Annotated in this window: 20 protein-coding genes; 14 read left to right on the top strand and 6 right to left on the bottom strand. The window is 63.8% G+C overall.

Features of this window, described 5'->3' with window-relative positions; genetic code table 11:
* Positions 1–26: 26 nt before the first annotated feature.
* The 5 genes from C3E99_RS13445 to C3E99_RS13425 all read right to left on the bottom strand — a co-directional run bounded on the left by C3E99_RS13445 (position 27) and on the right by C3E99_RS13425 (position 2991).
* On the bottom strand, positions 27–644 hold the full coding sequence (locus C3E99_RS13445) for a type IV toxin-antitoxin system AbiEi family antitoxin domain-containing protein (protein ID WP_199775015.1): 618 nt from the start codon (positions 642–644) through the stop codon (positions 27–29).
* A 624-nt stretch (positions 645–1268) separates the two neighbouring features.
* Positions 1269–1916, bottom strand: coding sequence for an SOS response-associated peptidase (locus C3E99_RS13440; RefSeq protein WP_104959944.1), 648 nt, complete (start codon positions 1914–1916; stop codon positions 1269–1271).
* A gap of 28 nt (positions 1917–1944) precedes the next feature.
* Positions 1945–2457, bottom strand: coding sequence for a hypothetical protein (locus C3E99_RS13435; protein WP_104959943.1), 513 nt, complete (start codon positions 2455–2457; stop codon positions 1945–1947).
* A gap of 11 nt (positions 2458–2468) precedes the next feature.
* Positions 2469–2798 carry a hypothetical protein gene (locus C3E99_RS13430; protein WP_104959942.1) on the bottom strand — a complete coding sequence of 110 codons (330 nt, stop codon included), beginning with the start codon at positions 2796–2798 and terminating at the stop codon, positions 2469–2471.
* Position 2799: 1 nt separating this feature from the next.
* Complete coding sequence (locus C3E99_RS13425; protein ID WP_104959941.1) at positions 2800–2991, bottom strand: DUF6771 family protein; 192 nt, start codon at positions 2989–2991, stop codon at positions 2800–2802.
* A 244-nt stretch (positions 2992–3235) separates the two neighbouring features.
* Here C3E99_RS13425 and C3E99_RS13420 point away from each other — a divergent pair, with 244 nt between their 5' ends.
* The 12 genes from C3E99_RS13420 (at position 3236) to C3E99_RS13365 (ending at position 18331) form a co-directional block, all read left to right on the top strand.
* Positions 3236–3637 (top strand): DUF2958 domain-containing protein, encoded by a 402-nt coding sequence (locus C3E99_RS13420; protein WP_104959940.1) that lies wholly within the window; start codon positions 3236–3238, stop codon positions 3635–3637.
* 122 nt (positions 3638–3759) lie between these two features.
* A complete protein-coding gene (locus C3E99_RS13415; protein ID WP_104959939.1) occupies positions 3760–5886 on the top strand; it encodes a ParB/RepB/Spo0J family partition protein in 2127 nt (708 codons plus the stop codon).
* Positions 5887–6011: 125 nt separating this feature from the next.
* Positions 6012–6512, top strand: coding sequence for a hypothetical protein (locus C3E99_RS13410; RefSeq protein WP_199775014.1), 501 nt, complete (start codon positions 6012–6014; stop codon positions 6510–6512).
* Positions 6505–7005: a hypothetical protein gene (locus C3E99_RS13405; protein WP_104959938.1), complete on the top strand. Its 501-nt coding sequence runs from the start codon at positions 6505–6507 to the stop codon at positions 7003–7005. Before C3E99_RS13410 ends, C3E99_RS13405 begins: the two co-directional genes overlap by 8 nt.
* Positions 7006–7098: 93 nt before the next feature.
* Positions 7099–7743: an antitoxin of toxin-antitoxin stability system gene (locus C3E99_RS13400; RefSeq protein WP_104959937.1), complete on the top strand. Its 645-nt coding sequence runs from the start codon at positions 7099–7101 to the stop codon at positions 7741–7743.
* Positions 7744–7838: 95 nt separating this feature from the next.
* Positions 7839–12191 carry a strawberry notch-like NTP hydrolase domain-containing protein gene (locus C3E99_RS13395; RefSeq protein WP_324787674.1) on the top strand — a complete coding sequence of 1451 codons (4353 nt, stop codon included), beginning with the start codon at positions 7839–7841 and terminating at the stop codon, positions 12189–12191.
* A gap of 12 nt (positions 12192–12203) precedes the next feature.
* Positions 12204–13241 (top strand): DUF7146 domain-containing protein, encoded by a 1038-nt coding sequence (locus C3E99_RS13390; protein ID WP_104959935.1) that lies wholly within the window; start codon positions 12204–12206, stop codon positions 13239–13241.
* A gap of 335 nt (positions 13242–13576) precedes the next feature.
* On the top strand, positions 13577–13795 hold the full coding sequence (locus C3E99_RS13385; RefSeq protein ID WP_104959934.1) for a type II toxin-antitoxin system Y4mF family antitoxin: 219 nt from the start codon (positions 13577–13579) through the stop codon (positions 13793–13795).
* Positions 13792–15039: a type II toxin-antitoxin system HipA family toxin gene (locus C3E99_RS13380; protein WP_104959933.1), complete on the top strand. Its 1248-nt coding sequence runs from the start codon at positions 13792–13794 to the stop codon at positions 15037–15039. The genes C3E99_RS13385 and C3E99_RS13380 overlap by 4 nt, the downstream gene beginning before the upstream one ends.
* A 460-nt stretch (positions 15040–15499) precedes the next feature.
* The gene (locus C3E99_RS13375; protein WP_104959932.1) at positions 15500–16441 is read left to right on the top strand and encodes a DUF2493 domain-containing protein; all 942 of its coding nucleotides are present in this window, start codon (positions 15500–15502) and stop codon (positions 16439–16441) included.
* 63 nt (positions 16442–16504) lie between these two features.
* On the top strand, positions 16505–17434 hold the full coding sequence (locus C3E99_RS13370) for a nucleotidyltransferase and HEPN domain-containing protein (RefSeq protein ID WP_104959931.1): 930 nt from the start codon (positions 16505–16507) through the stop codon (positions 17432–17434).
* Between the two features lie 9 nt (positions 17435–17443).
* Positions 17444–18331 carry a DMT family transporter gene (locus C3E99_RS13365; RefSeq protein WP_104959930.1) on the top strand — a complete coding sequence of 296 codons (888 nt, stop codon included), beginning with the start codon at positions 17444–17446 and terminating at the stop codon, positions 18329–18331.
* A gap of 245 nt (positions 18332–18576) precedes the next feature.
* Here the strand turns inward: C3E99_RS13365 and C3E99_RS13360 are convergent, their stop codons facing one another.
* On the bottom strand, positions 18577–19989 hold the full coding sequence (locus C3E99_RS13360; RefSeq protein WP_104959562.1) for an IS4 family transposase: 1413 nt from the start codon (positions 19987–19989) through the stop codon (positions 18577–18579).
* A 901-nt stretch (positions 19990–20890) separates the two neighbouring features.
* On the opposite strand from C3E99_RS13360, the gene C3E99_RS13355 reads away from it, so the two are divergent.
* Entirely contained in the window at positions 20891–22267 is a 1377-nt protein-coding gene (locus tag C3E99_RS13355) for a metallophosphoesterase (protein WP_158682311.1), read from the top strand.
* Positions 22203–23276: a GTPase-associated system all-helical protein GASH gene (locus tag C3E99_RS13350; RefSeq protein WP_158682310.1), complete on the top strand. Its 1074-nt coding sequence runs from the start codon at positions 22203–22205 to the stop codon at positions 23274–23276. The genes C3E99_RS13355 and C3E99_RS13350 overlap by 65 nt, the downstream gene beginning before the upstream one ends.
* Positions 23277–23296: the final 20 nt, after the last annotated feature.

The raw sequence follows: 23296 nt of genomic DNA, 5'->3' as shown, positions 1-23296 counted from the left end.
GTCGGTCGCAGCTCGGCCCGACGAGGTCACAGGCCGCATCGACCACCACTTGTGAGCGCCTCGAGATAGGGCTGCATCCGCTTCCAGGCGCCGCCCGCCGCCGCCGCTTCGGCGATGGCGCCCGTGCTCGCCTTGCGCTGGTCCAGCGCCGCGCGCAGACCTTCCACCGCAACCGCGCGATCGACGAGGCGCGGATTGCGGAACAGGTCGGCCAGCGTCTTGGGAACCGAATAGACGGGAACGTCGACGCCGGCGACCATGTGATGCTCGATCCCCTGGCGCAGATATTTGTCGGCGAGGCGGACGATGCGGACGGGCGGATAGTCGAGGGCGGGGCTCCAGTCACGGGTTCCGATCGCAACCCAGGCCCGCCGCGGCATCTGGTCGGTGAGCCCGTGGAAAGCGAGCGCCGAGACCATGGCGATCACCCCCCTGGGGATCCGCTTGGCGATTTCGGCGAGGCCCTCGTCCGTGTCGATCGGCGCGTCGTGAAGCTGATAGAGACCTCGCGCGATACGGTCGATGTCGCCATGATCGACCGCGCGGGCGATAGTCTCGGGCGCCACACCTGCGGCGCGCAGCTCGCGCGCGCGCAGCATCGGGTGCGCGTCGAAGAGCGCTCGGAGCGTATCCCGCTGGGTCATCGATATCGACATGTGACAAAATCTCTAACTAAAACTGAATGTATCATAGGTTTGGTCACATGTTATCTGTCAATTGGGGCATTCGAAACCGGATGGGATTCGCTATTTCCTACATTCATCGATCATGCCATGCCCATCGGATGAAGCGGGAACCGAAATGGAAATCGCGCGCGCTGGCGATCGAATTCTGGTTCGCCGCCGCGCTGGTCGGCGGCTAACCCGTCGGATCGGCGGGCGGGGGGGCGTGTGGCGCTGGCGCGCACCGTTTTGCCCACAAGCTAGTGCATCGCGAGGAGTGCTTCGCTTGCCTCGACGAGCGGCATGGCCTCGACCCCTCCGCCGAGCGGAAATATTCCCGATCCGGGATAAATGAGCAGATGCCGCTCCGTCGTGGCAATTTGACTCTCAATCATCCTAGCAATTGTGGATTTTGATTCCCGATTTGCAGGGTTAACTTTGTGATTTTTTCTAGGGGCCAAGTCTTTGCTGGGAAAAGTCATCCGTGCGAACGTCCGTTTTTAGCAAGAGGGTCGCTGCGACGAGCCGGTTCGCTGCCGCCGCGTTCAGGCTCGTGAGCCTTCCGTTCATTCACCGGCGGCCGATCCTCCTCTCGCAATCGGCAGGCTAGAGGAGTGTCGGGGCTTGCGTGCTCGGCGCCTTGCGGCTGAACCAGGGCACGTCGGTTCGCTCGACCTCCAGCCGGCCTGCCGGATATTGGGTGACGAGCTTCATCGCCTCTTCAGACGGGGCTTGCAGCCAGGCGTCATGGTCCGCGGCATGAAGAATGACGGGCATGCGGTCGTGAATGTGAAAAAGCTCCGCGGTCGCATCGACCATCACCATCGTATAGCAATCGCCCCACTCGTCGGTCGGACGCCATAGCCCGGCGCAGGCGGCGAGCGGCTGGTCGATGACGCTGAGCCAAGTTCGCGTCATTCGGCCCTTCTCGCCTTCGGCCTCTGCGAAGGCGCTGATCGGGATGAGGCAGCGCTGCGCGGGATTGGTGAACCAGCTGCGCCAGAAGGTCATGAGCTTGTCGTCGCGCGCATTATTGACGGGCTTCGGCTTGCTCGTCGGCTTCATATGCTTGAGCCGGACCGGGAAACCCCATGTCATCGATTGCAGCGCGCGCGTGCCCGCATCCTCGCGGACGACGAACCCCTGGCCGCCGGGATAGACTTCGCCGGGCTGGGCATTGGTGAGCGGGCGCCGCGCGCCGAACGCCGAGGCCACCTCGTCCACCGAGGCCTTAAGGGTCACGAGATTGCACATGGCGGCGAGTCCCCTTGGGCGGTGTCGGTCAGGCCGCGCCGAGCATTTCGTCGAAATTCTGCTGGATCGGCGGCATGATGCTGAAGCTATTCTTGGGGAAAGGCCGCAACATGTCCAGCGGCGGCCGCGCTCCCATCAGCCAGTCGAACCAGTCCTCGGGGCGGACCACGCCGACATGGCGATCCTTGTGCGGCGCCAGATCGTCATAGGCCGGGACGGTGAGCGCCGCGAAGCTCTCGGGCCACAGGCGGTGCGCCGGACGCCAGACCGCCGCGATGCAGAAGAAGGGCTCGTCGGTGATCAGGCTCGCGGCGTAAACCGTCTTGCCGCGCTTCACGAGCCCGAACTCATTGGCGAGCAGCAGACAGGGCCGATCGATGATCGCGGTCTCGGACTTCAGGAGCGGGATCTGGAATATATCGGCATCGCGCGAGGGCAGCCCCCACAGCATCTCCTTCTCGCGTTCGCGCTGGCCGTCCCATACCATCACGCGGTGGAGCTTGCCGATGCCGACCAGTGCGTCATCCGTCTCGATATCCATAAGGTCAGTCCTCAGGCGCGGAAGCGGCTGAGCGCGCGCTTCCATTCGCGTTCGTCGGGCATGGGCAGGGCGATGTCGTCGAGCCCCGGGTCGACGAGTTCGATCCGCACCGGGCGAACGCGCTTGCCCGTGCGCGCGCCGCACCGCACGCACCAGAATCGCTGACGCGCCTTGAAAAGATCGTCGTCCCACATCCTGCACTGGAAGCGCCACCAGATCCCATAAGGGTTGAAGGCCGCGCTGTGCCCGCAGCGGCACACCGGCTTGATCGCCCTGAACCAGGCCGCGGCCTCGAAGATGTGGGTCGCGCGGGGCTGTCCGTCCTTTGTCCAGCCGCCCACGTCACAGCGAGAGTCCGAGCTGGTCGGGGCTCGTCGGCTCCGCGCCGGCGCGCGCGCTTTCGACGATCGCGCGCGCGAGCTCGAACGCAGCCTCAACCCGGATATGGCTTGTCGGCGCGGTGATGCCGACGCGCGCCCATCCGGGGGCGGAAAGGATGGTCTCTGCGACTCGGGCGGTATCGATATTGTCCATGGCCTTATGAGAACATAGGGGGAACAATTTGGCAAGTGGTCTGCCGGAACAGCGCGGGCGGCCCGCGTGGCCCGCAGGGCCGGCGGGCGCCTGCCGGCGCTACCGCCCGTTTCCGCCCGGTCCGGGGCCCGCGGCCGCCCCCGTAGCGCGAGAAACCCGCGAGGGAGAGTTGGCTGGCCCCCCGGGCGGCGGACCGGGCGCGGCGAGAGAGGCTCGCTGCCGGACGCCCCAGGAGACGCTTGCCATGAAACTCTTGACCCCAAAGCTTGAGGCGCAGCTTCGCGCCAATCTGACGGCCCGGATCGACGCGGCCGCGCGCGGCCAGCGCGAACCCGACCCGCTGCCGGTCGTCCGCCTGTTCAGCCCCGTCGGTGCCGCGACCTGGCTCGCGACCGAAATCGATGCCGACGGCATCTTCTTCGGCCTCGCCGATCTCGGCTTCGGCTGCCCCGAACTCGGCAGCTTCGCGCTTTCCGAACTCGAAGCCGTCCGCCTCCCGTTCGGCCTTACCATCGAGCGCGATCTCCACTTCACGCCTCGCCACCCGCTCTCGGCCTATGCCGAAGCGGCGCGGCTGGCGGGGTCGATCGTCTTGGGCGAGCAAAGGCTCCGCCGCGCGGCCGAACGGCTTTCGGGGCGCGGCTGACGCGCCTCGCCGCCTGCGGGGGGCCGCTGTGCGGCCCCGGGAGGAAGAGGGGGGCTGGCGCCTTCGTGACGGGTCCAGGAGCCGGGAGAGTGTCTCGCGGCGGCCCGTCACGGAGAATGGCCATGGCCCGAACTGCTGCCAAAATCACCCTCAGCCCGTCGCGCGACATTCCGCTCGACCGGCTGGCCCTCTCGCAGTCGAACGTCCGGCGCATCAAGGCCGGCGTGTCGATCGAGAGCCTCGCCGACGACATCGCCAGGCGGGGACTGCTCCAGAGCCTCAGCGTCCGCCCGCTGCTCGACGCCGAGGGCCAGGAAACCGGCCGCTATGAAATACCGGCCGGGGGGCGCCGCTACCGCGCGCTCGAACTGCTGGCGAAGCGCAGGCGTCTCGCGAAGGATGCGCCGATCCCCTGTGTCGTCCGTGCACCGGGCGACGATATACTCGCCGAGGACGATAGCTTCGCCGAAAATGCCATGCGCGAGAGCCTGCATCCGCTCGACCAGTTTCGCGCGATGCAGGCGATGGTCGACAAGGGCGACGATGTCGAAGCGATCGCGGCGCATCATTTCACAACCCCGGCGGTCGTGCGCCAGCGGCTCAAGCTCGCCGCGGCGTCGCCGAAGCTCCACGCCATCTACGCCGACGACGGCATGACGCTCGACCAGCTGATGGCCTTCACCGTCGCCGACGATCATCAGCGCCAGGAAGAGGTCTGGGCGCAGCTCGATCACAGCTTCAACAAGAGCCCGGCCTTCATCCGCCAGAAACTGACCGAGGACAGCGTGCGCGTCACCGACAAGCGCGCGGCGTTTGTCGGCATCGACGTCTATGTCGGGGCCGGCGGGGCAGTGGTGCGCGACCTGTTCGAGGCCGATGGCGGCGGCTGGCTCACCGACCCGGCGCTGCTCGACCGGCTCGTCGATGAAAAGCTCAAGGCCGAAGGGACACGCATCCTCGCCGAGGGCTGGAAATGGGTGACGACCTCGGTCGATCTGCCGTGGGACGCGACGCGCGACCTGCGCGCGATCGACCGCGAGGAGGTCGCGATGAGCGACGATGAACAGGCGCGCGTCGCCGCGCTCGAGGCCGAAAGCGAGGCGCTTTGCGAACAATGGTCCGATGCGCCGGATGTGCCCGCCGAAGTGCACGCGCGGATCGATGCGATCGACACCGAACTCGGCGCGCTCGTCGACCGCCCGTTCGTCTTCGATCCCGCCGAGATGGAACGCGCCGGCGCCTTCGTCTCGATCGACCGCGACGGCTCGGTACGCGTCGAGCGTGGTTTCGTGCGGGCTGAGGACGAGCCGGAACAGGATATGCCCGATGGCGCGGCTTCACCGGGAGCGGAAGGGGGCGGCGATGAATCCGATCCGCGTGGCGGCGAGGAGGGCGATCACGGCACACCCGCCGCGGGCAGCGATGGCGAGGAGGAAGGTGAGGGGCTTCGTCCGCTTCCCGATCGCCTCGTGTCCGACCTCACCGCATGGCGCACGCTCGCGCTGCAGGATGCCTTTGCCAAGGATCCGGCAATCGCCTTCGCCGCGGTGCTCCACTCCCTCGTTCTCGGCTGCTTCTATGCGGGAACGCGGGAAAGCTGCGTGCAGGTCGCGGCGAACCGTGTCTATTTCAGCAACGCGCCGACGAACCTGCGCGACTCTGCGCCGGCGCAGGCGATCGATGCGCTTGCTGCGGCATGGAAGGAGCGGCTTCCGCAGTCGGACAAGGATCTGTGGGACTTTCTGTTCACGCTGGGCGGCGACGAGCAGGCCATGCTGTTCGCCCATTGCGCATCGCTCTGCGTCAACGCACAGGCCGAGATCGTTCCCAAATATGACAATGGCCGCATCTCGGCGCACGGCGTCGCGCGCCGGATCGCGCACAGCGATGTCCTCGCGCGTTCGGTCAGTCTCGATCTCGTTGCGGCGGGCTGGCGGCCGACGGTCGAGGGCTATTTCCGCTCGGTGACCAAGCCGCGGATCCTTGCCGATGTCGCCGAGGCGCGGGGGCCGCAATTTGCCGAGATGATCGACCATCTCAAGAAGGCCGACATGGCGCGCGAGGCCGAACGCCTTCTCGAAGACGCGGCCTGGCTCCCCGAGCCGATGCGCACGCCGGGGCTCGACGATGCGGAGCCCGGTGACGCGGAGGGCGATGCCGCCGACGGCGAATTGCCTGCCTTCCTCGCCGAAGATGCAGACGGACCCGACGACGCGATCGACGCCGAACTGCCTGTCGCGGCCGAATAATCGGCTGCCATCCATCCCTGACAATCGAAGCTCGGACCCGGCAGCGACGCCGGGCCGAGCCTTTTTCCGGAGACCTGACATGAATATTCCGAACCACATTCGCCGCTCGAACGATGGAGGCTGTCATGGCTGATCGCGTTCCCGCATCGATCCTGATCGGCGGCGACATCTCCGCTGCCGTTTTCGTCGAACTGCTCCACATCATTGCCTTCGAGGGCCTGTCGCCCGAATGGGGCGGCGAGCCGTTCGACCCCGGAAACCGGGTGGTGGGCGAGCCTCTCGCGCTGTTCGACGAGAGCTGCGCCTGGGGCAAGATCGACAATCTCGAGGCCTTCTGCGTCGAGCATGGGCTGCCCTTTGTCCGCTGGTCGGGCAGCTATCCCGGAGAATGGTCGCCCGAGCGGCTCATCTTTCGGGGGAGCGGCACGGTGGACAGTTACATGGTCGATGAAAGCGACCGCGTTCTGATCGATCGCCGCCTGCTGAGCGACCTCGGCACGATCGCGGCCGCGATGGCCTATTTCGACGCTGCGGAATTCGCGGTGCCACCGCTGGTGGTGGAGGGCGATCCGCCCCCGGTGCCGGCGGAAAGCGCGGCCGCATCCGGGGAGGCGGGTCATGGCTGACTATTTTTCCCAGACCGTCATCCGTCCGGATATCCCGCGCACCGCGATGACAATGCTCGAATATAAGGTGCTCCGCCAGATGTTCGATCATGAAGATGTCGGCGACGATGTCTATTTCTGCGCCAGCCATGGTCCGAACGACTTGCTGTACCTCGCGACTGCCGAGGTGAAGGCGCTGCTCGCCGAAGAGGAGGGTATCGGCAGCGGCCTTGCTGATCTCGTCCGGGAGGAGATAGCCAAATGCGAACCCGACGACGTCGAGCTCGAACTCGACATGTCGGCGATCGGGTTCGAGGGCATTTTCCAGGACATCGTGCAGCGGTCCGCGCTCGATTATGTCGAGGTCGAGGCCGCATGGACCTGCTCGAAAATGCGGCCCGACGGTTTCGGTGGCGCCGCGACGCTGATCACGGCGGACGACATCGAATCGGTCTCGACGGCCGGATGGCTCGAAGAGGCCATCGCGCGCCTGTCTGGCGATGCCTCCGGCTGACGCCTGTCCAGCCCATCGTTCACCGACTGCGAAAGCCCGGCCCGCGCGCCGGGCTTTCGTCTTTTCCGGCCCCTAAGCCGAGAGGAGGATTTCATGCCCTCGATTATCGAAACGACCGTCTATTGCCTTGATGAACTGCCCGATGCCGGAAAGGAGAAGGCGCGCGCCTGGTATCGCGAAAGCTGTCTCGATTATGACTGGTTCGACTTTGTCTATGAGGATTTCGAGCGCGTCTGCGCCATAGTGGGCGTCCGTCTCGACACGGTCCCGGTGCGCCTCTTCGGCGGCGGGACGCGCCGGAAGCCCTGCATCTGGTTTTCCGGCTTCTGGAGCCAGGGCGACGGGGCCTGTTTCGAAGGTGATTACAGCTACGCCAGGGGCGCATCGGCGGCGATCCGCCGCTACGCGCCCAAGGATGTCGAGCTTCAGCGCATCGCCGATGCGCTCGGTGCGATCCAGCGCCGCAATTTCTATCAGCTGAGCGCGCGCATCACGCATCGCGGCCGCTATTATCACGAATATAGCATGGCGATCGCGGTCGAGCGGGGCAGCCCGGTCGTGCAGGACATGACCGCGGACGCCGATGAGGATGTGAGCGAGGCGCTGCGCGACCTCGCCCGCTGGCTCTACGGGCGCCTTGAGGACGAATATAAGCATCTGACGTCGGACGAGGCCGTCGACGAGAGCATCCGCCTCAACGAATATAGCTTCACCGAAGACGGTGTTCGCTTCGGTTGAGAGGGAGAGGTGGGGCCGGGAAGGGGGAACGGCCCGGATCCCCGAGAGAGCAGCGGGCAGTTCATTCCTGCCCCGCTCTCCTGAGGATCTCAGCCATGCGAATGACTTTTTCCGATGCGGCGCGCTGCGCCGTGGTCTCCCCTGCATCCGAACCGGAGGGGCCGCCCGCCCGGCGGCTGCTCGATGCCGCCGAAGCCCTCCAGCCTCTGCTCGAGACGGGCCAGCCCTTCTCCACGGCCCAGCTTCGCGGCGCGATGGCGAGCGCCTTCGGCGCGAGCGACGCCGCCGGAGCGTGGGACTGGAAGGCGGCTTATGACGCGTGCGAGGCGGCGCAAATCCTGCTGCTCCGCCGATACGGCGGCGCGCTCGCGGCGCGAAACCACTCGCCGCAGCGCGTCCTTGCGATGTGGGAGCGGCTTGCCGCGCGCATTCCCACGCAGACGCGCCGCTCGGAGGAAGGCCAGGCCCTCCAGCAATTCTCGACACCCTTGCCGCTCGCCTTCGTCGCGGCGCACGCCGCCTCGATCCACATCGGCGACCGTGTTCTCGAACCCTCGGCGGGGACGGGCATGCTCGCAATCCACGCCGAACTTGCCGGGGCCGCGCTGGCGCTCAACGAATTCGCCGACGGGCGCGCCGAGCTGCTCGAGCGGCTGTTTCCCGCCGCGCCGGTCACGCGGCATGATGGCGCGTCGATCGACGACCGTCTCGATGCCGATTTCGTCCCCGACGTCGTTCTTATGAACCCGCCCTTTTCGGCGACCGCCCATGTCGATCGTCCGATGCGAGGCACCGCGCTTCGCCATCTCGCCTCCGCGCTCGCACGGCTCCGCAATGGCGGGCGGCTGGTCGCGATCGTCGGCGCCAATTGCGCGCCCGAGGCTGCGGCCTTTCGTGACGGCTTCGCCCGGCTGCAGGAACAGGCGACGATCCTGTTCTCCGCCGCGATCGCCGGGAAAATCTATGCCAAGCATGGGACGACGACCGCGACGCGGCTCCTCGTCATCGACAAAGTGCCTTCGGCCGATCCGGCCATGCTGCCGGAAAGCCTTGGCGAGGCGCCCGACCTCGCGACGCTCCTCGCATGGGTCACGGATCATGTTCCGCCGCGGCCGGCACCACCGACGGCTGCGCTTCCATCGGCGGTGCCCATTCTGCGCTCGGCGTCTCTTCCTCAAGGTCCTGACCGCAAGCCTGCCGCTGGTCGGGAGCGGTCCGCGCTCATTGCCCCGCGCGAGCTTGTCTACGATACGATCGATTGGTCGCCGCCCGAAGGCCAGCTCGGCGAGGCGATCTACGAGCCCTATGCGCTCCAGTCGCTGTGCATCGCCGGCGCGCGTCCACATCCGACCGCGCTCGTCCAGTCGGCGGCAATGGCGTCGGTCGCGCCGCCGCGGCCCTCCTATCGCCCCCATCTTCCGGAAAATCTCGTCCGCGACGGCCTATTGTCAGACGCCCAGCTGGAGTCGGTCATCTATGCCGGCGAGGCGCATGCCGGCCATTTGTCGGGCGCCTGGACCGTCGACGAGACATGCGATGTCGTCAGCGCGGCGAGCGACGACAATGAGGCGGCCGTGCAATTTCGGCGCGGCTGGTTCCTCGGCGACGGCACTGGCGCGGGCAAGGGGCGGCAGGTCGCGGGGATCATCCTCGATAACTGGTTGAAGGGCCGACGCCGCGCACTCTGGATCTCGAAATCGGACAAGCTGCTCGAGGATGCGCAGCGCGACTGGTCGGCGCTCGGGCAGGAGCGCTTGCTTGTGACGCCGCTGTCGCGGTTCCGACAAGGTACGTCAGTCCGGCTGGCCGAAGGCATCTTGTTTACCACCTATGCGACGCTTCGCTCGCAGGGCCGCGAGGGCAAGGCGAGCCGCATCGAGCAGATCGTCGAATGGCTGGGCCGCGACTTCGACGGGGTGATCAACTTCGACGAAGCCCATGCGATGGCCAATGCCGCGGGCGGCAAGGGTGGGCGCGGCGACCAGAAACCGTCGCAGCAGGGACGCGCGGGACTGCGGCTTCAGCATGCGCTGCCGCAAGCGCGCGTCGTTTATGTGTCGGCGACCGGCGCGACGACGGTGCAGAACCTCGCTTATGCGCAGCGGCTCGGCCTCTGGGGCGGGACCGATTTTCCGTTCGCGTCGCGGAGCGAATTCGTTGCCGCGATCGAGGAGGGCGGCGTCGCGGCGATGGAGGTGCTCGCGCGCGACTTGAAGGCGCTCGGCCTCTACGCGTCGCGGTCACTGTCGTTCGATGGGGTCGAATATGAGCTGCTCGAACATCGGCTGACCGACGAGCAAAGGCGGATCTACGACAGCTACGCCGGCGCCTTTCAGGTCATTCACAACAATCTTGCCGCCGCGATGGAGGCGGCCGGGGTGACGAGCGCTGAGCATGGCACGCTCAATGCGCAGGCGAAGTCGGCGGCGCGATCGGCGTTCGAGAGCACCAAGCAGCGCTTCTTCAATCATCTCATCACCGCGATGCAGACCCCGAGTGCGATCGCGAGCATTGCGCGCGACATCGAGGCGGGGCATGCGGCGGTGGTCCAGATCGTCTCGACCGGAGAGGCGCTGCAGGAGCGCCGGCTCGCCGAAATCCCGGCGGACGAGTGGGGCGACGTGTCGGTCGACATCACCCCGCGCGAATATGTGCTCGACTATCTCGCCCACGGCTTTCCGGTGCAATTGTTCGAGCCCTGCACCGATGGCGAGGGAAACCTCGCCTCGCGTCCCGCCTATGATGGGGAGGGCAATCCCATCGTCAGCCGCGAGGCCTGCCGCCGCCGCGACGCGATGATCGAGAAGCTCGCAGCGCTGCCGCCGGTGCCCGGCGCGCTCGACCAGATCGTCCAGCATTTCGGGACCGAGCAAGTCGCCGAGGTGACGGGGCGGTCGCGCCGCATCGTTCCGCGAAAAGGGGAGGGCGGCGATGTCCGTTTCGCGGTCGAGAACCGGCCCGGCAGCGCGAACATCGGCGAGACCCACGCCTTCATGGACGACGAGAAGCGCATCCTTGTCTTCTCGGAGGCCGGGGGGACGGGCCGTTCCTATCATGCCGATCTCGGGGCGAAGAACCAGCGGCGGCGCATCCACTATCTGCTCGAGGCGGGCTGGAAGGCCGATGCCGCGATCCAGGGCTTCGGGCGGACGAACCGCACGAACCAGAAACAGCCGCCGATGTTCCGTCCCGTGTCGACCGATGTGAAGGCGCAGAAACGCTTCATCTCGACGATCGCGCGCCGGCTTGATTCAATGGGCGCGATCACGCGCGGCCAGCGTCAGACGGGCGGACAGAATATGTTCCGGGCCGAGGATAATCTCGAATCCTTCTACGCCCGCGATGCGCTCCGCCAGCTCTATGTGTTGATCGTGGATGGCAAGGTCGAAGGCTGTTCGCTGCTGACGTTCGAGAGCGCGACAGGTCTGTCCTTGATCGACGTCGACGGATGCCTGCGCGAGGAACTGCCGCCGATCACGACCTTTCTCAATCGCATGCTCGCGCTGACGATCGACCTGCAGAACATATTGTTCGAGGCCTTCGAAGGCCTGCTCGTGAACCGCATCGAGGCAGCGGTCGCAGCGGGCACCTATGAGATCGGCCTCGAAACCTTACGCGCCGAGAGCTTCGCGGTGAAAGCGCGGCAGACGATCTACACGCATCCGGGAACCGGGGCGGCAACGCAGCTTCTCACGATCGAGCGCAAGGAACGGGTCCTTCCGCTCGCGTTGGACGACGCGCTGGCGCTCGTCCGCGAGCGTGGCGGCGAACTGCTCGTGAACGAGCGCTCGCAGCGCGCGGCGGTGAAGCTCGGCGCGCGAAGCGTGATCGACGATGACGGCGCGGTGCATCGACGGTTCCGTCTGCATCGGCCGCTGGAAGCCAGCCATCTGCTGCTCGCCGATTTCGTCATGAGCCATTGGCAGCCCGCCGACTACGATCGGTTCGCCAGCGTCTGGAATGCCGAGCTTGCAACCATCCCCGATTTTGAGACCTCGACGCTGCACATCGTGTCGGGCTTGCTGCTGCCGATCTGGCGGCAATTGCCCAAGGAATCATCGCGCGTCTATCGCCTCCAGACCGATGACGGCGAGCGCATCATCGGCCGCAGGGTGTCGGCGGGCTGGGTCGCGTCGGTGATCCGCGATGCGCCGAGCGAGCTCCCCAAGGATCAAGCGTGGCAGCTCCTCCAGCAAGGTGAGGCCGTCCTGCATCTTGCCGAGGGGCAGGTGCTGCGCCGCGTTCGCGCGATGAACGACTGGCGTATCGAACTCAGCGGCTTCAACGATCTCGGTGTCGACCGGCTGAAGGCGATGGGCTTGATGTCGGAAATCGTCTCATGGAAACTGAAGCTCTACGTGCCGGCAGGGGCTGCTGGCGCCGACGTGTTCGCGCGGCTCGTGGATCGGTTTCCGATCCAGCGGGTCAGCGATCGCAAGGCCGCCTGAAGGAGCCCCGCCATGGACAATCCGGTTCGCGAACTTGCGCGCCGCCTCGGTGAAAATGCCGAGGCGGTGTGCCGCCACTATCTCTCCAACGGTCGCCGCGAAGGCCATTACTGGATGGTCGGCGATATCAACAATGCAGCGGGACGAAGCCTGTACGTGCGTCTGGTTGGCGGCGAAGGCGGCCGATTGGCGGGCAAATGGACCGATGCCGCGACCGGCGACCATGGGGACCTGCTCGACATCATCGCCGTTCGTTGCGGGCATGCCCACCTCGGCGAAACGCTCGCCGAGGCGCGGCGCTTCCTGAGCTTGCCCTCAACCGAAGTCGGCACGCAGGCGCCGCGTCCGCGTCGTGCGCGCGCTGGCAGCGCGGAGGCGGCCGCGCGGCTGTGGGCCGCATCGAAGCCGATCGCGGGGACGCCGGTGCGCGCCTATCTGGCGGGCCGTGCGCTTCGGCGGGGCGGCGATCTGCTCGCGCTGCGATATCATCCGCATTGCTATTATCGCCCGTCCAAGGAGGATGGGCCTTCGGTCAATCGAGCCTATCCGGCAATGATCGCCGCGGTGACCGATCTCGATGGCTCGCTCCAGGGCGTTCACCGCACATGGCTCGATCCGGCCCGATCGACCAAAGCGGATGTGGCCTATCCCAGGCGCGCAATGGGACATCTGTTGGGGAACGGCGTCCGTTTCGGGCTTGCAGGCGATGTCATGGCATTCGGTGAGGGCATCGAAACCATGCTCTCCTTGCGCGAAATCGCCCCCGCCTTGCCGCTCGTCGCGGGCCTGTCGGCCGCCCATCTCGCGGCGCTCGCATTTCCGGCACCGCTTCGCCGCCTCTACGTTGCGCGCGACCGGGACGCGGCGGGCCTTGCGGCATTCGGGGCGATTGTCGAACGAGCGTCGTCGGTCAGAATTGATGTCAGGCCGCTCGACCCGCGGCTCAACGATTTCAACAGCGATCTGGTCCGGATCGGCCGGCAGGGCATGACCGCCTGGGTGCGAAGTCAGATGCAGCCTGGCGATGCCGCGCACTTCCTTGCCGACTGAGGAGCGGTCGGGGTTCCTTTGAAGGACACGCGCGTGTTCGAAAAACACATGGGTATTTCCGACACGTTCGGGCACGCCCGAATGCCGCGTCCTGTTTGGCGCGCAGGCCTGGATCCTGCCGCTCGATCGCTCGCCGCTTTCGGGCGTTGCCCCGTGACAGGCCGACGTCGTTGCGTGTTGAAGGCAGCATGACGCCGGCGTTCGATCGCTGATATATTTCCCGATCGGTAAAATTTGTAGCGCTTCGGACGATGGAACAGATAATATTCCCGTTCGGTAAAATTTGTCGACAGCGGCGCCCTCTCATGCTAGAAAATTCCCGAACGGGAATATTTATGGATATCACGACCCTAGGGCAATTGGTGCGCCGTGTGCGCAAACAGGCTGGTCTTCGCCAGGATGAACTCGCTGGCGCGGCGGGCGTGGGTATACGTTTCATCGTCGATCTCGAAAGCGGCAAGTCCACGCTGCAGATCGGCAAGGTGCTGCATGTCCTCGATACGCTGGGTATCGCCGCTACCTTCTCGGCGCCCGGAGAGGACAGCGTCGGATGAGCGACGCGCTCGCCGTCTACTGGGACGACCGGCGTGTCGGTACGCTCGCGCGCAACGCCGAGGGCACGATGTTGTTTTGCTACGATGACCTGTGGCTCGCCGATCCCGCCTTCAGGCCGATTTCGGCCTCGCTCCCCCGCCAGACCGGGCCATTCAGCCGCGCCGCGACCCGCCCTTTCTTCGCCGGTCTCCTTCCCGATGAAGAACAGCGCGCCGCCGCGGCGCGCGCCGCCGGTGTCTCGGCCCAGAATGATTATGCGCTGCTCGACGCCCTCGGCGGCGACGTCGCCGGCGCATTGGTCATCGTGCCGGAAGGGCAGGCGGTACCCGCAGCTTCGGGCACGGCCCCCGACCCGCTGACCGAGGCGGCGCTCGCGGCGCTCCTCGAGGAACTGCCGCGCCGTCCCTTTCTCGTTGGCGACGAGGGCATACGCATGTCGCTCGCGGGCGCGCAGCCCAAGCTGCCGGTCATTCTCGTCGCGGGCGCTCCCGCGCTGCCGTCTCCGGGGCAGCCGACCACCCACATCGTCAAGCCCGCCATGTCCCGCTTCGCGCACAGCGTCGAAACGGAAGCCTTCGCGATGCGACTGGCCGCCGCCGCCGGTCTCGCCGTGGCGGCGGTCGAGCCGCGCCGCGCTTCGGCCATCCCCTATCTTCTCGTCGAGCGATACGACCGCAGCGACGCTGGGGGCACGATCCGGCGTATCCACCAGGAGGATTTCTGCCAGGCGCTCGGCATCGCGCCCGAACATAAATATGCCATCGAGGGCGGGCCCGGCTTTGCCGCCTGCTTCGATCTCGTTCGCCGCACCTGCACTGCTCCGGCCCGCGACATCCTGCGCCTGCTCGATGCGGCCATATTCAACGCAGTGGTCGGCAACGCCGATGCGCATGGCAAGAATTTCAGCCTCCTGTACCGCGACGATGCGACCGTCCTCGCTCCGCTCTACGATCTCATGGTCACGGCCCATTATCCCGAGGTCGCCACCCGCTTCGCGATGCCGATCGGCCGCGCCAACCAGCTCGACGGTCTCGATGCGCGCGCATGGGAACGCCTTGCCACCGACACAGGGCTCGGCGCCCCCTTCGTCCGCCGCCGTGTCCAGGCCCTCGCTGACGGCATCCGCGAGGCCGCACCGGGCATCGCCGACGCGCTCGCTCACGAAGGCTGCGATCCCGATGTTCTCGCGTCGCTCGTGGCGCTCGTCGGACACCGGGCCGATGCCATAGCGGCCGCGCTCTAGAATTCGGCAGGACGCGGAACCGGGCGGCGCGCAGATGGCCGCCGCGCGGCTCGGGCGTTTTTGAGCCGAATACGCCGTCTCATCCTCTTCCGAGCTTCTTTCCGCGCCCGTGCTCTTACGCGCACCCGGTTCGCTTTTGCGATCCGGCGTTCGAACAGACGCGATGTCGCAGCAAGCGCCGGAAGACGGGGAGTGACGCCTCCCGGCAAGGCCGCGCCTCGGCCTTCGCTGGAGGGCGACTGCGGCAGCGCGCGCGGGCCGCGCAATGGCTCTGCTCGCGGCTATTTTCCGCCGGGGCTGGCGCCCCTTTGCATCGCGAAACAAAATAGCCGCGAGCCCGCCATCCTTCGCTGGCGCTTCGGCCGCGCGGGTGCCCCGCGCGGTGCGGACCCGCACCCGCCGCCGCAAAGGCGTCGCCGCGAAGGCCGCGAGAGGCGCGGCCCCAGACAAGAGAAACGCCATGACCGATCTGTCCGACCTTCCCGAACCCGGCGAACCGTATGAGCCCGGCGCCAGCGCCTATCTCCTCCAGGAAATGCAGCTTTATGGCCACCGGCCCTATGACGACGAACCCGACGGCAGGCCCCTTCCCGATGATCGGCTCGCTGGCGGTGCCGTCGCCGACATCTTCGACGCCTTGGCGGGCTGCCTTGTCGATACCCGCATCGAGCCCGATCTGGAGGACCTGCTCTGGAATGTCGTCAATATCTTCCACCGCGCCGGCGAACGGATCGAGCGCGAACTCGACAAGAATGAGCAGGCACAGCGCGAGCAGCAGCGCGAGCAGGACGGCAGCGAAATCCGCTCGGTCGAACTCGAGCGCGCGATTGCCGAGGGGCTGACGATGATCGAGCGCCGCGACACCATGGAGTTTTTCCGCGAATGCGCCGCCGAACAATTCCGCATCCACGCCCGCAAGGCCTGGACGCCTCGCACGGGGTCGCGCGTCCGTCACAAGACGATGACCGCGGCGATGATCGACAGCCGTGACTTCATGGACAAGCGCCTCCGCGAAAAGGCCAAGGCCTTGATCCCCGAGGGGACGCGCATCGCCTTCAGCGGCGGACCCGCATGCAACGATCACCGCCATATCTGGTCGGCGCTCGACAAGGTCCATGCCCGTCATGCTGACATGGTACTGATGCACGGTGCGACACCGACCGGCGCCGAGCGCGCTGCAGCCTGCTGGGCCGATGCTCGCGGCGTGCCGCAGGTGGCGTTTCGCCCCGACTGGAATCGCCACAAGAAAGCGGCGCCGTTCAAGCGCAACGAGCGGCTGATCGATGCGATGCCTGCGGGACTCGTCGTTTTCTCGGGCACCGGAATCCAGGACAATCTCGTCGACAAGGCGCGGGCATTCGGCATTCCGGTCTGGGATTTTCGCATCAAGGAAGGCGGCTGAGGTGCCGATTTGGATCTGACGGCGCTTGCCATCCGGCGAGCGGGATTACAGGATGAAAATCAAATGAAAACCGATCTCGATCATCTTCCGGCGAACAAGCAGCGCGAACTCGAACGCGTGAAGCAGATCATTTTCGAAGAATTCGAGGATGCGCTCGCGCTCGGCACGATGAGCTGGAAGAAGAAGGGGCGGATCGACAAGATCATCCTGTACGGTAGCTATGCGCGCGGCGGCTGGGTCGACGAGCCGCACACCGCCAAGGGCTATCGCTCGGACTTCGATCTCCTGATCATCGTCAACGACAAGCGCCTGACCGAGCGCGTCGATTATTGGCTGAAGCTCGAGGACCGGCTGACCCGCGAGCTCGCGATCGACAAGACGCTGCACACGCCGGTCAATTTCATCGTCCACACCATCCAGGAAGTGAACGACGGGCTCGCGCATGGGCGCTATTTCTTCATGGACGTCGCGAAGGATGGCATCGCGCTCTACGAATATGACGACAAGGAATTGCACAAGCCGAAGCCCAAGACGCCCGAGCAGGCGCTCGCGATGGCGCGGGAGTATTTTGACGAGTGGTACCCGATGGCAGCGGGTCGGCTCGACACCGCCAAATACACGCGCGGTCAAGGAAGGCTAAAAGAAGCGGCGTTTGATACGCACCAGTCGACCGAGTTTCTTTATCATTGCGTACTCTTGGTGTGCACCTTCTACACGCCGCATGTTCACAATTTGGGTTTCCTTCGCACTCAGGCTGAACGGATCGATATGCGTCTCGTTGACGCTTGGCCAAGGGAATTGAGGGCCGATCGCGCACGCTTCGAGAAACTGAAGGAAGCCTATGTGAAGGCTCGTTACTCGAAGCACTATCGGATTTCCGAGGAAGACCTCTTGTGGCTTGCTGACCGCGTCGAGGAACTCGGCCGCGCGGTACATGCCATTTGTTCCGAGCGGATTACAACGCTGGAAGACGCTGCGCGGATCGCGGACTAGCCAAGGGTTATGCGCGTTCGCGATTTCTTGCTGCTCCTCGCCGTCTGCCTGATCTGGGCATTCAACAATGTCCTGAGCAAGATCATCGTGACCGATTGGGCGATTCCGCCGCTCTTTTATGCATCCTTGCGGTTCGCCGTGGTCGCGCTCGTAATGTTGCCGTGGCTGTTCCCGATGCCCCGGCCCGCATGGCGGATCGTCGCGATTGGCATATGCCTCGGCGGCGGCAGCTTTTCTCTTCTGTTCGTCGGTTTGCAGACCGTCTCGCCTTCGGCCGCGGCGATCATCCTCCAGCTCGGCGTTCCTTTCACCATGCTGCTGTCGGTGCTGGTGCTCGGCGAGCGCATTCACTGGCGCCGGGGCCTGGGCATCGCATTGACGCTGATCGGCGTATTGATCGTGACCTGGCGGCCGGGCGGGTTGGCGCTTTCGACGGGGCTGTGGTTCGTGGCCGCCAGCGCATTTGCCGGTGCCGCTGGCGCGGTGCTGATGAAGCAGGTTGACGGCGTCACACCGTTTCGATTCCAGGCGTGGGTTGGACTTGTGTCGGCGACAGTCCTGACGGCTGCTTCAATATTATTGGAAGACGATCAGTGGACGGCGGCATCAGCCAATGGCTGGCCGCTCGTCGCAGCAGTCCTGTTCACGGCGCTGATTGTGTCGGTTGGCGCGCACTCCGTCTATTATCATCTCATCGGTCGCTACGAAGCAAACTTGCTCGCGCCCCTGACCTTGATGACGCCGCTCGCGACGATCGGGCTCGGGGTGCTGATCACCAATGATCAATTCGATATGCGCATGGGCATCGGCGGCGGGTTGGCGATGCTCGGGGTGCTCATCGTCGCATTACGGCGCAAGCCGGCGACCGAATTACTTGTCGAACGCGAAGTGCGATAGGCTTTTGCCGCAAGTCTGTTGCGAAAATGCATCAGACCGGGAAATTCCGTTACGGCATGGTAAATTCTCTGGCGCTGGTGCGAGGGTTCTATATGCGCCGCTTCGCGACCCGAATGGAGGGCTCTCTTCATTCATTTTCCTTGGCGGCCTCTCGGGGCCGCCATTTTTTTGTCGGGCAAATCGGGCGACTCTGCCGGTCAGCGTGCCGCACTGGCTTTGATGTAAGCGTGTTCTAAAGCTTTCAATTACCCATAAGTCGAACGGATGGCGTTAGCGCCGATTTTGATATCCATAAGCCGGGACCATCCGCGCCAGATCACGATGTTGCCAGGCGGCGGATCATGGGCTCGGGCCAGGTAACCGCCGAGCCGCGCGATCTGGGTCAGGTAATCGGAGAGGGTTCTGCCCATGGGCGCCCTATTTCGAGAAGCCGCAAGGTGATCAATCAGGGCGATTTCATCATCAGTCAATGCGAGTTTGGGGGATGCGGCAGGCGCGGCGCGGTTGATCATGGTCACCCAGAACAGTCGCCAGGATAGGATGCAGAATATCGCGATCAGATTGGCAAGGCGATCGGCGGTCCGGAGCCGTGCATCCTCGGCGCGGCAGCCGGATTTGAGTATCTTGTGGAAGAGCTCGATCTTCCAACGCTGGGCGTACCAGTCGAGCTTTTCGATGGCCTGGTCAGGCGTCGTCACTGGTAGATCGGTGATAAGCCGCCAGTCGACAGGAGCCCGGCCTTCGGGGGCCCCACATTCACGGGCATGCAGGACGGTCAGACTGAGGGGCGGATAGCGCTTTTGCTTCCCGATCGGCGGCAAGACCTGGATACGCCGATAGCGTAGCTCGATGTCGGCATGATCATCCTTGCTGACGGCGACCCGATGTATCGCCTGTACGGACACTTCGCTCATTTCGTCGGCAATGGTGTGATCACCGTCGCCGGCCAGGCGATCGACACAGGTGCGGACAAGAAAATGCGTGCCGATCGCTTGGGCCTCGCAGAAGAATTCGTAAATATCGTTCTCGCGGTCGCCGATATGGACCAGGCGATCGGGCTCGCCCAGCAGGGCGGCCGACTGGCGCATGTTTTCGAGCCAGCGGTAGCTCTCCTTTTCCTCGATCGGCACGCGGGTGGGATTGATCCGGCGCTTCAGCGCGTTGGTGCCCTTGAACTTGGTGCGGGTCCAGAATTTCGCCGCCGTCAGCCCAAGCGGTAATCCTTCGGGCGTGACCGCAAGGCTGGAGTGCATGAGCAGCCCGCAGACCGTATGAAGCCGCAGCCGACCATTTTCATCGCGTCGGCTGGGAACCAGGCTAATGGCACCGATTCTTTCGGGATCGCGCCGTTGATAGGAGAATTCAGTGGTGTCCTGCAGAACGAGGATAAGCCCATCAGTCGCGGCAACGCGGGCCCGCGTCGCCTGGAGATGGCCCGCGAGGATATTGCCTTCGTTTACCGAACTATTCGACAAAAAGCGGTACGCTGCCTTGGTATTTGCCCAGTCCTGACAGGCCATCGGGATCGGCGCGCCAATCGCTCCCGCCATCTGTCCCAGCATCGTGCGCAGCCGCTCGCCCAAGCGCTTATCGCGAAATGCGCCGAGATCGACTTCCTCATCGGCCCATTTGACCGCATCGAAAACAGAATTGCTCATTGTGCACCCCACCAACCGTTTCAGGTGCCAGGAAAGGAATCATGTCCGATTCCGGGCAAGCAACGGCCATGCGACCAACGGAATCACGCCAACGACGAGTTGTGGGTAATTGAAAGCTTCAGGACACGGTTACGCTTTGATTTGATCGGCTTCTTATTCTACATGGCTGCCAATCGCACCCGCCCGGCCTCTGTTCTTAAGGACATGCACACTGGGCGGGTCTTTTATTGGGCGGGAAGAGCGGCAGCTTTGCGCCTGATGTCGGCCATTCCGGCCTCGCATAGCCTGCGCCTGAAAGCGGTCATTTGACTGGATCTCAGAGAGCGATCATGCCGATGCCGGTCGTCCCTTCATTCGGCACATACCGCCTGAGAGCGGATGTTCTCATTAATCTCCAGATCAACTTTGTTCTTTGTCAGAAAGTGTTTGAAAAAGTCAGGAAGGTAGTCCGCCATTCCGCGCCACTGGTCCAGCGTGTGCCCCGGCGGCCGCGACCGTCGTAGGTCCTAGATTATTGATGAAAAAACGTCATATAGAATGTTGTTCCGGCGGGGTTTCAGTTGAGCATAATCGATTCTTCACTAATTAGGCTTGCTCTTGCATCCAACCCGAGCCTTCGGGCTAATCTGCGCGAGCTAGTGCTCCGCCTTTCTCCGGGCGCCTTCAATGATGCGGAAATGCTAAAGATAGAACGCGAACTTGTGGGTGCACTTAGGTTGGCGGAGGTTCGCTTAATGCCGACCCAAATGCCCGCGCGAAACATGCCGCTCCGACTGACCGAAAATCAGATAAAAACTTTGTCATCCACTGTTACCCGATTTCGAGATACTAAACTTCGTACTAAGTGCCAGGATACTCTGTCAAAAGCGGTGTCGACCGGAAAGATCGTGAGTGTGAAATCGTGACAACGCAAATCGAAGTAGTTTCCGAACGCACCGGATATGGGTTTTTACATCTGTCCGACATTCATTTCGGTCAGGAGCGAGGCGGAGAAGTCTTCATTAACAGGGAGATCAAGAAGGATCTGGTCAGGTTTTTGAAAGACGTTAAGGCAAAGCGAGAAAAAGCTGGTCTCCTGCCGGTGGACGGAGTGGTCGTAACCGGTGACATCGCATTTAGCGGAAAGGCGAATGAATATCGCGACGCGTCCGAGTGGCTTGCACAAATTACCGATGCTCTCGGATGCAAGGAGACCTCCGTCCACGTCGTCCCCGGAAACCACGATGTTGACCGAAAAAAAATATCTCCTGGCGTGCATGCCATTATCGACCAGGTGATGGAAAAGGGACAGGAGGCATTGGATCTTTATCTGTCTGACGAGACAGATCGCGAGCGGCTCTATGATCGTTTCTCCGAATATCGCGTTTTCGCGGCTGGCTATGGGTGCAGGCTTGATCGCGAAGGAGGGGCCGCAGGGACAAAAGACTTTCCGCTCCGGAACGGCCTTAAGCTGCGCTTCATCGGTATGAACAGCGCGCTTATTTGTCGGGGCCGCGACGAAGATGCTGAGCCGGGTAAGCTGTTTTTAGGAGCAAAGCAGCGCGCTGTGTCCATGGATGACGGTGTCGAGCAGATCATCTTGATGCACCACCCGATTTCGTGGCTCGCCGACGGGCCAGATTCATGGAATTATTTCAAAAACCGAGCCCGGATCTTCATCTCGGGGCATGAGCATCGGCCCGATCTTGGTGTTGACGAAATCGAGGGCAATGGGACCGTGTTACGGATTGACTCGGGTGCTACCGTCCCGCCGAAAGGCGAAGATGGACATGGCTATACATTCAACATTATCGACCTTGCGCTCGATGATCAGAACGCCGCCTTGAATGTCGTCGTTCGCGGATACATCTGGGATCGTGGAACAACATCGTTCCGTGAAGATCACGAGCGGTTCGCCGGCAATCATGAGCACGAGCTCTGTTTGCCGTGCCCACGGTTCGCGAGGGTGAATGTCGAATCCGGCGGTAGCGGGGCCGACGACCTAGCCGAGAAAGTAGCGCCGACCGGTTCGCAGGAAGTTGCCGCTGAGGCCAGCATGGGGATAGACGAAGAGCGTTTTGCCGAGTTGAGGTTGAAGTACTTCCATTCTCTCACGCCGTTGCAGCGCCTTGAGATTTTGGTCGATTTGGCGATTTTGCCATCTGACTGGTCGGGGAGTTTAACCTCAGCGTTGGAGTTGTCGGCAATCGAGGCGATTGCCGGAATGGGGCGGCTTGACGACCTTGAAGAAGCAATTGGGAAATATGCAGCGGGAGCGGGCAATGGGGCTGGAGAATAACAAACATCTGAAGATCATCGATCCGGCGGCTAATGATGATTTCATTGCCCGCCGGCTGGAAGCAATTTCCAAGCTTGCCCAGAAAATTCGGCGCATTACATCGCTGCCAGATCAGGCGCGTTTCGCATCCCAACTTGTCGATGCCTTGGCGCACTGCAGGATTTCGGATGATTCCAAGGCTTGGGTTACCGAGGCGCTCGTCAAGGCGGCTCCTTCGTTCGAGGACGACGGCAACAAAGATAACGAGCTCGGAATATTACTGGTGTTGGCGTGCGGAGACGCGATTGACGTGGCAGCCACGGCCGCCAGTGCGCCGTCGATGGAGTTTTTGGCGCAAGCCGCGCTGTCGGGCCTCCAATATGTCTCCAGCTTGAATGATCCTCAACGAGAGCTCTTGCGGAAGGATTTGATGGGCCTCGCGCGATCGAAAATTCAGGATCGCGGAGCGCAAGCACGGCAGCGCCAACCGGTGCCGACCCCTGTCACTTCTGAAAACTGCGCGGCAGCCGCTACGATCATGGCCAGCAACGCAAAATGGGATCGTGAGGAAATCGATCTTCTATGGTGGGTTGTGACTGATTGGAGCGTGGTTGGTGATGTAAGGGTTTCGACTTTGGATGCCGAACCGGCCTGCGTGGTTTCGGCAATCGAAACCTCCGGTTTGTTCGCGGGCCCGGCTTCGCAAGCGCACCGTAACATCGCAACGCGGCATGTCGGACGACTTGCGGAAGAGCAGACGCCGAAGGAGTTTGCATCGGGAAGTGTTGAGGCGAGGACTTGGGCGCGTCACGCGCTGCAAAACGGCATCGAAGATATTTCGCGATATCCGGCGATACTCCCGGCGCTATCAATTGCGACACTCACCGACGATCAGGTGTGGGAGGCACTGCCTGCATCAATAACTGCAGGGGCTCCCCTGACAATTGCAGATTGGTGCCGCCGCCTCGTTGACGAAATTGAACTGCTTTCGCGATTGGGTCGGTCGATCGTGTTGACCCCGGCACGATGACTACATCGTGCACCTACACC

Origin of the sequence: Sphingopyxis sp. MG (assembly GCF_002953155.1) — a bacterium.
Classification (GTDB): domain Bacteria; phylum Pseudomonadota; class Alphaproteobacteria; order Sphingomonadales; family Sphingomonadaceae; genus Sphingopyxis; species Sphingopyxis granuli.
Note: the sequence above shows the minus strand (reverse complement) of the source record. Positions and strands in the feature narration are given on the sequence as shown.